The 12,188-nt window shown below is 65.9% G+C and carries 10 protein-coding genes; 4 read left to right on the forward strand and 6 right to left on the reverse strand.

What is annotated here, in order from left to right:
- Entirely contained in the window at positions 1 to 1,356 is a 1,356-nt protein-coding gene (locus E3T55_RS11955) for a M16 family metallopeptidase (protein ID WP_134519799.1), read from the reverse strand.
- A gap of 239 nt (positions 1,357 to 1,595) precedes the next feature.
- On the opposite strand from E3T55_RS11955, the gene E3T55_RS11960 reads away from it, so the two are divergent.
- Positions 1,596 to 2,279 carry a TetR/AcrR family transcriptional regulator gene (locus E3T55_RS11960; RefSeq protein WP_134519800.1) on the forward strand — a complete coding sequence of 228 codons (684 nt, stop codon included), beginning with the start codon at positions 1,596 to 1,598 and terminating at the stop codon, positions 2,277 to 2,279.
- Positions 2,280 to 2,330: 51 nt separating this feature from the next.
- Here E3T55_RS11960 and E3T55_RS11965 read toward each other — a convergent pair whose 3' ends face one another.
- Positions 2,331 to 3,305, reverse strand: a complete 975-nt coding sequence (locus E3T55_RS11965; RefSeq protein WP_241993028.1) for an aldo/keto reductase — start codon at positions 3,303 to 3,305, stop codon at positions 2,331 to 2,333.
- Positions 3,306 to 3,500: 195 nt separating this feature from the next.
- On the opposite strand from E3T55_RS11965, the gene E3T55_RS11970 reads away from it, so the two are divergent.
- The 3 genes from E3T55_RS11970 to E3T55_RS11980 all read left to right on the forward strand — a co-directional run bounded on the left by E3T55_RS11970 (position 3,501) and on the right by E3T55_RS11980 (position 7,123).
- Positions 3,501 to 5,111: a peptide chain release factor 3 gene (locus E3T55_RS11970; protein ID WP_134519802.1), complete on the forward strand. Its 1,611-nt coding sequence runs from the start codon at positions 3,501 to 3,503 to the stop codon at positions 5,109 to 5,111.
- Between the two features lie 93 nt (positions 5,112 to 5,204).
- Positions 5,205 to 5,636, forward strand: a complete 432-nt coding sequence (locus E3T55_RS11975) for a universal stress protein (RefSeq protein ID WP_134519803.1) — start codon at positions 5,205 to 5,207, stop codon at positions 5,634 to 5,636.
- A complete protein-coding gene (locus E3T55_RS11980; RefSeq protein WP_241993029.1) occupies positions 5,633 to 7,123 on the forward strand; it encodes an alanine/glycine:cation symporter family protein in 1,491 nt (496 codons plus the stop codon). Before E3T55_RS11975 ends, E3T55_RS11980 begins: the two co-directional genes overlap by 4 nt.
- 84 nt (positions 7,124 to 7,207) lie before the next feature.
- On the opposite strand, the gene phnE is transcribed toward E3T55_RS11980, so the two are convergent.
- The 4 genes from phnE to E3T55_RS12000 form a co-directional block, all read right to left on the reverse strand.
- Positions 7,208 to 8,056 carry a phosphonate ABC transporter, permease protein PhnE gene (gene phnE / locus E3T55_RS11985; protein ID WP_134519804.1) on the reverse strand — a complete coding sequence of 283 codons (849 nt, stop codon included), beginning with the start codon at positions 8,054 to 8,056 and terminating at the stop codon, positions 7,208 to 7,210.
- The gene (locus E3T55_RS11990; protein WP_198418567.1) at positions 8,053 to 8,931 is read right to left on the reverse strand and encodes a phosphonate ABC transporter ATP-binding protein; all 879 of its coding nucleotides are present in this window, start codon (positions 8,929 to 8,931) and stop codon (positions 8,053 to 8,055) included. The genes phnE and E3T55_RS11990 overlap by 4 nt, the downstream gene beginning before the upstream one ends.
- Positions 8,928 to 9,848: a PhnD/SsuA/transferrin family substrate-binding protein gene (locus tag E3T55_RS11995; RefSeq protein WP_134519805.1), complete on the reverse strand. Its 921-nt coding sequence runs from the start codon at positions 9,846 to 9,848 to the stop codon at positions 8,928 to 8,930. The genes E3T55_RS11990 and E3T55_RS11995 overlap by 4 nt, the downstream gene beginning before the upstream one ends.
- 546 nt (positions 9,849 to 10,394) lie before the next feature.
- Complete coding sequence (locus tag E3T55_RS12000) at positions 10,395 to 12,083, reverse strand: ribonuclease J (protein WP_134519806.1); 1,689 nt, start codon at positions 12,081 to 12,083, stop codon at positions 10,395 to 10,397.
- Between the last annotated feature and the right edge of the window lie 105 nt (positions 12,084 to 12,188).

The following is a 12,188-nucleotide window of genomic DNA, read 5'->3' on the forward strand; positions in this document are numbered from 1 at the left end:
TTACGGTCGGATGCTGCGCGACAAGACGTTCTCGAACGCGTCCTCGTCGACGGCGCCGACCGCGACCACGGAGATCGGCCCTGAGGCCATGTCTGCGGCCAGTTGCCGCACATCGTCGGCCGTGACCAGAGCCAATCGCCGCAGGGCTTCATCGAGGTCGGAGAACTCGCCGAGGGTGATCTCGGACCGGCCGAGCCGGGACATCCTGGTGTCGGAATCTTCCAGCGCGAGCGCCGAGGCGCCCGACAGCTGGCCGGCCGCTCTGGTCATCTCGTCGGCGGTCACGCCGTGCTCGGCGAGTCGGTGCAGTTCGCTCAGCATCAGCTCGGCGACCTGACCGGCCTTGGCCGGCGTGCAGCCGGCATACATGCCGAACAGCCCCGCGTCGGAGTAACCGGGCGCGAAGGAATAGACCGAGTATGCCAGTCCGCGCTTCTCCCGCACCTCCTGAAACAGCCGCGACGACATGCCGCCGCCGAAGATCGAGTTGAGCACGCTCATCGTGACGCGGCGGTCGTCGGAGGCGACGATTCCGGGCACGCCGATCAGCAGGTTGGCCTGCTCGAGCGGTCGGCGCACGATCGTGAGAGCCTCGCCCTGGGTGATCAGGGCCGGGTGGTCGAGGCGGCGGCCGACCGGCGTCGCCGAAACCGAGAGGTCCCAGCCGGCGCGCTCGAGGGCTCGCGTCACGTCGGCGACGAGCGTGTCCTGGTCAACGGCTCCGGCGACGGTCACGACCAGATCTTGCGGGCGGTAATTGTCGCGGTAGTGCTCGAGTACGGCGTCACGACTCGCGGCCGCGATCATGGCGGGGCTGCCGCCGATCGGTCGGCCCAGCGGATGCTCCCCCAGCACGGCCTCGAAGAATCGCTCGTTGGCAACGTCGGCCGGATCATCGTCGGCCATCGCGAGTTCTTCAAGGATCACACCGCGTTCGGTTTCGAACTCACTCGCGTCCAGCAGCGAGGAGGTCAGCATGTCCGTCAGCACGTCGACGGCCATCGGCAGGTCACGGTCCTGCACCTTGGCGTAGTAGCAGGTGTATTCCTTGCCGGTCATGGCGTTGTGCTCGCCACCGACCGCATCGAAGGCGATCGCGATGTCGAGCGCGCTGCGGCTCGGGGTGCCTTTGAACAGGAGATGTTCGAGAAAGTGGGTCGAGCCGTAGTGGCCGGGTCGTTCGTCGCGGGATCCCACGGCGACCCAGTACCCGATCGTCAGGCTGCGGCTGCCGGGAACCTGTTCGCTGAGGATGCGCACCCCGCTCGGAAGCACGGTGCGTCGCACCCGCGCATCACCGGCGGCCCGAAACGAGAGTTCGGCCAGGTCCAGGGGGAACTCAACTGCTTCGTTCATGTCACCACCCACCTTACGTCACCGACCGAACCCGGATTGGAGCAGATTCCCGAACGGGGTGGGTGCTGACAGACGAGTCTGTCTAGGTCTGTGCTACAGTCTGGCTGTCGAGCTTCGGCGATCACGAATCAGTGCGATCCGCTTCGTCAGATCTTGCCCATCAGAACTACAGCATTCCCGCCCCGCGACACCCACCCCGCGCCAGCAGTGCACCATTCGATCCCGAAGGAGTTGACCGGATGTCCGAGTTGACAGAAACGGCCATCCGGCCCACGTCCTACATTCCCGGCGCTCAGCCGGCCCGGGCCGCCACCGCGCCCGGACCGGTCGCCCCCACCGGGCCGTCGACCGGCACCGCGACCCCGGCGACCCACGCGCGGGTGCGCATCCTCGCCACGGCAGACGAGCTGTTCTACCGCGAAGGGGTGCACACGGTCGGCGTTGACCGCATCATCCGCGAGGCCAAGGTCACCAAAGCGACGTTCTACAAGTACTACCGCTCAAAAGATGCCCTCATCGTGGTCTACGTTCAGGCCCGCGACAAGGCCGCCCGCGACTTCGTCGGTGGTCTCGACGCTCGGTTCGACACCCCGGAGAAGCGCCTGCGGGCGATCGTCACCGAAATCTCCAACCAGGTCGTGCGCACCGGGTTCCACGGCTGCCCGTTCATCAACGCGGCCGCGCAGTTCACCGACCCGACGCATCCGGTGCGCGTCGCCGTGACCGCCCATCGCGACTGGTACGGCGGAGCCGTCGAAGACCTGTTTCGCGGAATGGGGCACGCCCGCCCGGGAGATGCCGCTGACGATTTCTTCCTCGCCAGGGACGGAGCCTTCGCCGGCGCCAACCTCGGCGACCCGATCGCGGCGCACACCGCCCTGCTGCGCGCGATTCAACGAGTGCTCGACGAGACAACCGACTAGGCAGCTCGGTGCCTCGCGGCTGACGCACCGGTCGCCCGACCGGTCGGGGCGTCAGCCGGAAATGCGGCCCAGTTCGAGCAGCTGAGCCTCGGTCAGCCGCACCAGGGCGGCCTCCATCAGGTCTGCGACGTGCCCGGGGTGGGTGACGCCCACCGTGGGGGCGACGACTCCGGGTCGGGTCAGCAGCCACGCGAGTGAAATCGTCGCGGTCGCGACCCCGTGCGCAGCTGCGATCCGATCGACGGCGGCGAGCACCCGCAATTCCCGGCGGTGCACATACGGGGCCACGAGCGCGCCCCTCGAGTCCTCGGGCAGATCGCTGCGGGAACGAAACTGGCCGGCCAGAAAACCGTGGGCGAGCGCGAAGTGCGGCATCACCGACAGCTGCAAGGCCGCGGCGGCAACGGCCTGCGATGACTCGAAGGCGGCCCGTGCGACGAGATTGTATTCCGCGCCGATCGCCACGATCATCGGCAGGCCGGCGTCGGACAGGCGACGGGCCTGCGCCAGCCGGCCGGGTGAGAATCCGGAGACGGCCAGGTACCGAACGTGACCGGACCGCACAAGAGAGTCGACCGCTCCGAGGCTCTCGGCGAGGTCGATCGCGGGGTCGTCGAGGTGAAAGTAGAGCAGGTCGATGTAATCGACTCCGAGCCGAGCGAGCGAGGCCTCGACGGCGCGGATGATACTCGTCGCGGACAGTCCCGGGTTGTCCCTGCCCCGCCCGATCTTCGTCGCGATGACCGTATCCGCGCGCCCACCTCGGCTGCGCAACCAGCGGCCGATCAGAAGTTCGCTGCGCCCGGAGGAATAGTTGTCGGCCGTGTCCAGAAAGTTTCCGCCGAGGGCTCGATACCGGTCGAGAATCATGGCGCTCGTCGCCTCGCTGGTCGTCCAGCTGAAGGCACTGGCACCGATCGCCAACGGATAGACGTTCAGATCCGTACCGGCAATCGACCGACGGATGCGCGGGTCGGTCGAGCGCACAAATGACCGGCCGGCGGCGCTGGAATTGAGGGCGGTCACTCGGGGCATCCGTTCCTGTCGGTCTGGTCTTGAGACTAGCCGTATTCGGGTGCCCCCCAAAAAATGAGGGTTTTGAGCGCCCCGACCGCAGGGCCGCGGCGGTCGGTTAGACTGGAGGACGCGCGAACGTGAGCGACCTGGTCGCTGCGGCCGATGGAACGCCCTTCCTGCCCACACCTCGCAGGAAATGGACCCATGACCCTTCTCGGAGCTGCCTCAGACAAGAACGTGCCCCTGGAGGCCCGGCGGCGGCGCACCTTCGCCGTCATCTCGCACCCTGACGCCGGCAAGTCCACCCTGACCGAGGCCTTGCTGCTGCACGCCAGGGCGATTACGACCGCCGGGGCTACCCACGGCAAGGCCGGGCGCCGCGGAACCGTGTCGGACTGGATGGCGATGGAGCAGGCCCGCGGCATCTCGGTGACGAGTGCTGCGATCCAGTTCGAGTACCACGATGCCGTCATCAACCTCGTCGACACCCCCGGCCACGCCGACTTCTCCGAGGACACCTTTCGGGTCTTGTCGGCCGTCGACGCGGCCGTGATGCTCGTCGATGCCAGCAAGGGCCTCGAACCCCAGACGATGAAGCTCTTCGAGGTCTGCAAACAGCGAGGGCTGCCCGTCATCACCGTGATCAACAAGTGGGACCGCCCAGGCGCGACCGCCCTCGATCTGATGGACGAGATCAAGGACCGCACCGGGCTGCTGCCGACGCCCCTGACCTGGCCCGTCGGCATCGCCGGGGACCTGCGCGGAGTGCTCGACCGCCGCGAGGACGATTTCGTGCGGTTCGTGCGCACCTCGAACACGACCGCGGCGCCCGAAGAGCGCGTGAGCGCCGCCGAGGCCGCCATCGAGCAGGGCGACGCCTGGAGCGTCGCCGCTGAAGAGTCCGACCTGCTGCACGCCGAACATCAGGACCACGATGAGGCCCTGTTCCTCGACGGCCAGACCACCCCGGTACTGTTCTGCGCCGCCGTGCTGAATTTCGGCGTGCAGCAGCTGCTCGACACGCTCGTCGAATTTGCACCGTCGGCCGAGGCGCGCCTCGATGTGGTCGGCGACCCGCGCCCAGTGACCTCGTCGTTCTCGGGCTTCGTGTTCAAGGTGCAGTCCGGCATGAACGCCAACCACCGTGACCACGTCGCCTTCGTGCGGGTGTGCTCGGGTGTCTTCCACCGCGGCATGGTGGTCACGCACTCCACGACCGGCCGCCCCTTCGCCACGAAGTACGCCCAACAGCTGTTCGGCCGGGAGCGTACCGTCGTCGACCAGGCCTGGCCCGGCGACATCGTCGGTCTCGTCAACGCCTCCGCGTTGCGGGTGGGTGACTCGCTCTTTGACGGCGACCCCGTGGAGTTTCCGCCGATGCCGCTGTTCTCCCCCGAGCACTTTCGCGTCGTGCGCCCGCAGGACACCAGCAAGCACAAGCAGTTTCGTCGCGGTATCGACCAGCTCGACCATGAGGGCGTCATTCAGGTGATGCGTTCGGAGCTGCGCGGAGACCAGGCCCCCGTACTCGGCGCCGTCGGCCCGATGCAGTTTGAAGTCGTCGAGGAGCGCATGACCCACGACTTCAACGCCGCCATCCGGTTTGAAGAACTCCCCTACCAGTTGGCCCGTCGCACCGACCGCGACAGCGCCGAGGTGCTCAACCGGGCCCGCCAGGTGGAGGTGCTCACCCGCTCAGACGGCACTCTGCTGGCCCTGTTCAGCACGCCGTGGCGCCTCGCCGCGCTGGTTCGCGAGAACCCCGAGCTGGTGCTGCACGACCTCGCGACGGCCGTCGACCCGGCCTACACGTAGTCCCCCGATTGGGCGCCAGCGCCGCTGCAACATAGGGTTGACCCCCACGCGTGTCACCGGTAAAACCGGCCACACAACCGAGGAGCAACAACAGTGTCGTCATTGCTAGTTGGAATTGACCGAAGCACATCCAGTCGGCGAGCGGTCGCCTTTGCAGCGCAACTCGCGAGTGAATCCGGTGCGACCCTGCACATTGTGCATGTGATCCCCTGGTCACCCTACTCATTCACTACTCCGTCAGAGAACGATCAGCGCGGCGCGAGCAAACACGAGGAAATCGCCACCGCCGAGGAGCAGATCATCTTGCCGGCCGTCGCCGTCACGGCCGAATTCTCGGTCACGCCCACCACGAGTGTCGTTCACGGCAGTCCGGCCGAGTTGCTCGTCTCGATCGCCGCGCACCTGGGGGGTGCCCACATCGTCGTGGGTCGCACGGGTGATTCCCGTCTCAAGCAGGCCCTGTTCGGCAGCACGCCGGTCAGGCTCATCCAAATCGCCAAGACGCCCGTCACGGTGGTCCCGTGAGCGCGCCGCAGGTTCGAGCGAATTCCGTCGACGAGGCCATCAGCAATGCGATGACCCCGGTCGCGGACTTCATCAGCGGCATCATCTTCTACTCCGTCAAGATCGGCAATCCCGATTCCATCAACTACATCGAGTTCCCGGTCATCGTCGTCTGGCTCGTCGCGGCCGCGCTGTTCTTCACGGTCTACCTCAAGTTTCAAAACGTCACCGGCGTCAAACACGCGGTCGACCTCGTGCGCGGCAAGTACTCGAAACCCGGCGATGCCGGCGAGGTCTCCCACTTCCAGGCCCTGACCACCGCAATCTCCGGAACCGTCGGGCTCGGCAACATCGCCGGCGTCGCCGTCGCCGTCTCGATCGGTGGACCCGGCGCCACGTTCTGGATGATCGTGGTCGGGTTTCTCAGCATGAGCACCAAGATGGCGGAGTGCACCCTCGGCGTGAAGTACCGGGTCGAACGCCCCGACGGCTCGGTGTCGGGTGGTCCGATGTATTACCTGCGTGACGGCCTCGCATCCATCGGCAAGCGCCGCCTCGGCCGGGTGCTGGCCGTACTCTTCGCCCTGTTCTGCATCGGCGGCGCCCTCGGCGGCGGCAACATGTTCCAGGCCAACCAGGCAACGAGCCAGATCATCAACGTTACCGGCGGTGAAGACGGTCCGCTCGGGCAGTGGCGCTTCGTGATCGGCATCATCTTCGCGCTCGGTGTCGGAGCGGTCATCATCGGCGGTATCAAATCGATCGCCAAGGTGACCGAGAAGATCGTTCCCTTCATGGCGGTGCTCTACATCATCGGCTGCCTCGCCGTGATCTTCAGCAACTTCACCGCGATTCCGGATGCGATCGGTCAGATTTTCGTCGGAGCGTTCATCCCGGAGGGCATCGCCGGTGGCATCATCGGTGTGCTGATCCAGGGCTTCCAGCGTGCCGCGTTCTCGAACGAGGCCGGCGTCGGAAGCGCCTCCATCGCCCACTCGGCGGTCAAGACCAACGAGCCGGCGACCGAGGGCTTCGTGTCGCTGCTCGAACCGTTCATTGACACCGTGGTGATCTGCACGATGACCGCTCTCGCGGTCGTCATCACCGGCACCTGGCGCGACACGTCAAGCGCAGCGGGTGTCGAAACCACCTCGGCCGCTTTCGCCACCGTCGCGCCGTGGTTTCCGATTCTGCTCGCGGTTGCCGTGGTGCTCTTCGCCTTCTCGACCATGATCTCGTGGTCGTACTACGGAATGAAGGCCACCGGCTACCTGTTCAAGGACAGCCCGCGCGCCGAACTCGGGTTCAAGATCGTGTTCTGCATGTTCACGGTCATCGGTGCTTCGCTGTCGCTCGGCCCGGTCATCGCCTTCTCCGACGCGATGATCTTCGCCATGGCCATCCCCAACGTGATCGGCCTGTATCTCATGGCCCGCATCATCAGGAAAGAGGTGTTCGGCTACCGGGCCAGGGTCAGGTCCGGCGAGCACGCGATGGTCGACCAGTAAGGCGTTTCGACCGGAACCAGCCTGTGGCGGCACGCAGAAGCCCGAACGCAACCGCGTTCGGGCTTCTGCGTGTGCTTCGCCCGCTCAGCGAACGGATGCGCCGCCGTCCAGCATCCGCTTGCGCGCCACGCCGCTCAGACGCTCAGCGAGCAGCACGACGACCAGGATCATGATGATGATCGTCATGGCAGTGTCGAACTGGCGCAGTTGGAAGGCCACGTTCAGCTCCACACCGATGCCCCCGGCCCCGACGAGCCCGAGCACAGCCGCCCCCCGCACCGACTTCTCCAGGCAGTACAGGCTCGTGCCGGTAAAGGAGGGAAACGCCGTGGGTATCACCGCGCACGCCATCACGGAGAGTCGGGTGGCGCCGGTTGACCTGAGCGCATCGATGGGTCCCCGGTCGAGCTCTTCGATACGTTCAGCGAAGAACCGCCCGGCAAACCCGATCGTGTCGACCATGATGGTCAGAATTCCGGCAATCGGGCCGAGCCCGACCGACACGACGAAGACCATCGCCCAGACCAGGTCGGGCACCGAGCGCATGACCGTGAGCAGCGACTTGGCCGCGACGTGCACCCAGCTGTGCGGTGTGGTGTTGCGCGCGGCAAGCAGTGCGATCGGCAGGCTGAGCAGCACCCCGAGGGCCGTACCGATGATCGCCATCTCGATGGTTTCGAGCATGGCCGCGGCGAGGTTGGGCACCCGGTCGGTCGCCGGCGGAAATCCACGGGAGAGAAAGTCCCAGGTTCGCGCCGGCGCACTCAGCAGTCGTTCCGGGCTGAGGTCGAGTCCCGACGCCCCGTGAATGGCCAGGCCGGCCAGTACCAGAACGGTGATGAGGCCGCCCCAGCCGGGCCGGGCGAATCGGCTCGGGCTGCGGCGAACGTCGACCGACCCGTCTCGCGTGCGCGTCGTCTCGCCGCGGCTCACCGCGGGCCTCCCGACGCAGCACGGTCGACCAGGTCGCCCAGCTCGGCTGCCGGCTCGTCTGCGCGCGCCGAACCGGCATCCGCCGCATAAAGCCCGGCGAGGTCGGCGCGCGACAGGTCGCCGATGCGCCCGTCGAGCAGCAGCCGACCGTTCTGCAGGGCGACGACCCGGTCGCCGTAACTTTCAGCCAGTTCGAGCTGGTGCAGGGAGCAGACCAGGGTCAGCTCGTGCTCGGCGACGATCTGCCACAGCAGATCCATCACCTCCCGGCCAGCGCGCGGATCGAGAGCCGCGACCGGCTCGTCGGCCAGAACGATCCGGCTGCGCTGCATGAGCACTCGTGCGATCGCGACCCGCTGGCGCTGCCCCCCGGAAAGTTGGTCGGCGCGACGGCTCGCAAACGGGGCCAGTCCCACCCGCTCCAGGCACTCCATCGCCTCGTCCCGCGTCGCGCTCGAGGCCATCCAGGCGAACCAGTTGCGCGGGCTCGACTGACGACCGAGTGAACCATGAATGACGTTGGACAAAACGCTGACCTGATCGACGAGATTGATCGATTGGAAGACGGTTCCCACGCGCCCGCGCACGGTGCGCAGATCTCGGGGGCCGGCCGCGATCACATTCGTCCCGTCCAGCGTGATGGCGCCCTCGGTGGGTTCAATCAGCCGGGTGAGCGCTTTGAGCAGGGTTGATTTGCCGGAGGCATTATGGCCCAGAAGCACCACGGCCTCGCCGGTGGCGACATCCAGGTCGATACCGCGCAGCGCCCGCGTGCCATCGGGATATTGGTGGGCGAGGCCGCGAACGCTGACCATGGCGGCTAGGCCGGCATTGGCACGGTTCGTGGCCGCAGCGGTGTTGGTGGCCCGGCTCACTCGGGGAGCTGCGCGAAGTCTTCGTAGCCGGCGGCGACGAAAGCGGATCGGGTCGGGTCGTAGTCGGCGTCCTCGGCCACCAGGAACTCGGATTCGAGGTACTTGTCGCTCTCTCCGGTCGAGGTGATCGCGTCGAGCAGCACCTGCTGGTTGTCGGTCAGGGTCTGCTGCAACCAGTCGGCGCAGTTCTCGCCGAGGGCGCTGCGTGCCACGAACAGGTCGTTGGGCAGGTCGGGGCCTTCGGCCACCACCTTGATCGAACCCTCTCCGAGTTCGGCCTCGATCTCTTCGAAGTCGCTGAGGCCTGTGCCGAGGGCATCGCCCTCGCCGGCACCGAAGGCTTCGATGCGGGTCGCACCCAGCGGCACGACGTCGACGGTCTCCCCGGCGACGAGTCCGGCATCGGCCAGCATCTCGAGCGGGCCGAGGTGACCGGAGGTGGAGCCGACCTCCTTGGTGATCACGGTCTTGTTCTCCAGGTCCGACAGCTCATCGATGTCGGACTCGCTGCGCGTGACAATGATGGAGCGGTAGCCGGGGCGGGTGATGCCGACGACGGGAAGGGCATCCGCTTCTTGCTTGAGCACCACGTACTCTGCCGGTCCGGTGAGCAGCAGGTCGATCTCGTCAAATTCCAGGGCAGTGGATGCCGCGGTCCGGCTGGAAATCGGGTAGAACTCGATGTCCTTGCCGGTGGCCTCTTCGAAAGCGAGTCGGAAGTTCTCGAACTCGACCACGAGGGTTTCGAGCCCTTCGACCCCGGTATCGCTGAAACGGAGGACATCCGGGCAGGCGGCGGAGCCGGTCGCGGCAGGGTCGGCGTCTGAGGCACCGGTTGCCGTGGACGCGCACCCCGTCAACGCGAGGGCGCCGACGACAAAAAGGGCGGGCAGGGTTCTGGTCTTGCTGACACGCATGTGCGGGGGCCTCACTCTGTGAACGCAACTCTGTGAGAGTTGCACGTATGGAAAAGCCCGGGCGGCTTTCGGCGTCCGGGCAGATATTCCAACGATCACAGGGTCACATGATGGGCTACCCAGCACGGGGTAGACAGCGGCTAAATAGAGCGTTAACAGTCAGCGCTTTAAACAGTTACTGGGTATCCGCGGGCCACGCCCGCGGAATACTCGTGCGAATTAATCGTGCGTGAAATCGCGGCGCACGGTGGTTCGCTCACACCCGGTGCACTTGAGAACATAAACCGGCTGAGAGCTTCGCTCGGCAAACGCCGGGTTCGGGCTGAGCCGGGCCTGCGAACGGCAATACGGGCACGTGAACGTCAAAACAACCACCCCAATTGATTAGAGACACCTCGTCTACTCATCATGATTGTCTACCCGGGCCGCGGCTAACAGGGCCAAAGGTCACGTGTGAGGCCGGGAACAGTACGTGCGGCCCGAATCCGCACACGAAAAAGCCCGGACCGCGAGCGGTCCGGGCTTCTCCTGTGCGTGTGGCGCCGGTTAGGCGTCGACGACGACCGAGGTGATCAGCGGGCTGCGGCGGTACTTGCGCTGCATCCAGCGGCTGACCGACTGGGTGAAGAGTTCTTCGAGCTCTTCACCGTCGACGATCTTGACCTTGTTGGCGGCGCGCATCGCGTCGTCGATGACCTTGGCGGCTCCACGAATCCATTCGTCGTCGTGTACGAAGCCACGGGCGAGGAACTCGACCGGTTCGGTGAGGGCACCGGTCTTGGCGTTCAGGATTCCGAGGATCGTGATGGTACCGTCTTCGGCGAGCTTGCGACGGTCTTCCATCGCTTCGCCAGAGGCGCCACCGACGGTCATGCCGTCGACGAACACGTAGTCGGCGACGACGCGGCCGGTGATCTTGGCGACACCGTCGACGAGGTCGACAACGACGCCGTCTTCGACGATGAGAACCTGCTTCTCGTCGACTCCGGTCTGCACGGCGAGTTCGGCGTTGGCCTTGAGGTGGCGCCATTCGCCGTGGATCGGCATCACGTTGTTGGGCTTGACGATGTTGTAGCAGTAGACGAGCTCGCCGGCGCTGGCGTGTCCGGAGACGTGCACCTTGGCGTTGCCCTTGTGCACGACGTTGGCACCCCAGCGGGTGAGGCCGTTGATGACGCGGTAGATCGAGTTCTCGTTGCCGGGGATCAGCGAGCTCGCAAGCAGCACGGTGTCGCCCTCGCCGATCTTGATGATGTGCTCACGGTTGGCCATGCGCGACAGGGCCGCCATCGGCTCACCCTGGGAACCGGTGCAGATGAGAACGACCTTGTCGTCCTTCATGCGCTCGAGTGCCTTCATGTCCACGATCAGGCCCTTGGGAACGTTCAGGTAGCCGAGCTCCGTGGCGATGCCCATGTTGCGCACCATTGAACGGCCGACGAAGGCCACCTTGCGGTTGTGCTTGACGGCGGCGTCGATGACCTGCTGGATGCGGTGCACGTGGCTCGCGAAGCTCGACACGATGATGCGGCGCGGGGAGGTGCGGAACACGGTGTCGATGGCCGGTCCGATGTCCTTCTCGGCCGTCGTGAAGCCGGGAACCTCGGCGTTGGTCGAGTCCGTCATGAACAGGTCGACACCCTCTTCGGCCAGGCGGGCGAAGGCCCCGAGGTCGGTGAGGCGCTTGTCGAGAGGAAACTGGTCCATCTTGAAGTCACCGGTCGCGAGCACGAGGCCGGCTTCGGTGCGGATGCCGATGGCCAGGCCGTCGGGGATCGAGTGGTTCACCGCGATGAATTCGAGGTCGAACACGCCGACGGTGCGGCGTTCGCCCTCTTTCACCTCGATGAAGTTCTGGCTCAGGCGGTGCTCCTGCAGCTTCGCAGCGAGGAACGCGAGGGTGAGCTTGGCGCCGATGATGGGGATGTCGCCGCGTTCCTTCAAGAGGTACGGAACGGCGCCAATGTGGTCTTCGTGGCCGTGGGTCAGCACGATCGCTTCGATGTCCTGCAGGCGGTCACGCAGAATCGTGAAGTCGGGCAGGATCACGTTGATGCCGGGCTGGTTGTCCTCGGGAAACAGCACGCCACAGTCGACGATGAGGAGCTTGCCCTTGTGCTCGAACACGGTCATGTTGCGCCCGATGTCGCCGAGACCGCCGAGCGGGATGATGCGGAGGCCGCGCTTGGGAAGGGCGGGAGGCGTGGAAATATCCAGCTGGTGGAGGTTGCTCATGAAGCTCATTTCGTGTTGTGGCTTATTCACTGACTGCGGTCGTGCAGGAAGGATGATGGCCGGTCCGGGTGATGCAAATTTGTGGAGGAGCTGCGGGGGGTGGCG

The organism is Cryobacterium frigoriphilum (assembly GCF_004403305.1).
Taxonomy (GTDB): Bacteria; Actinomycetota; Actinomycetes; order Actinomycetales; family Microbacteriaceae; genus Cryobacterium; species Cryobacterium frigoriphilum.

Bases quoted from the DNA above. Each gene is read 5' to 3' on its own strand.
- E3T55_RS11995 (WP_134519805.1), bottom strand. From the start codon at position 9,848: ATGCGTGTCAGCAAGACCAGAACCCTGCCCGCCCTTTTTGTCGTCGGC.
- E3T55_RS11960 (WP_134519800.1), top strand. From the start codon at position 1,596: ATGTCCGAGTTGACAGAAACGGCCATCCGGCCCACGTCCTACATTCCC.
- E3T55_RS11955 (WP_134519799.1), bottom strand. From the start codon at position 1,356: ATGAACGAAGCAGTTGAGTTCCCCCTGGACCTGGCCGAACTCTCGTTT.
- E3T55_RS11970 (WP_134519802.1), top strand. From the start codon at position 3,501: ATGACCCTTCTCGGAGCTGCCTCAGACAAGAACGTGCCCCTGGAGGCC.
- E3T55_RS12000 (WP_134519806.1), bottom strand. From the start codon at position 12,083: ATGAGCAACCTCCACCAGCTGGATATTTCCACGCCTCCCGCCCTTCCC.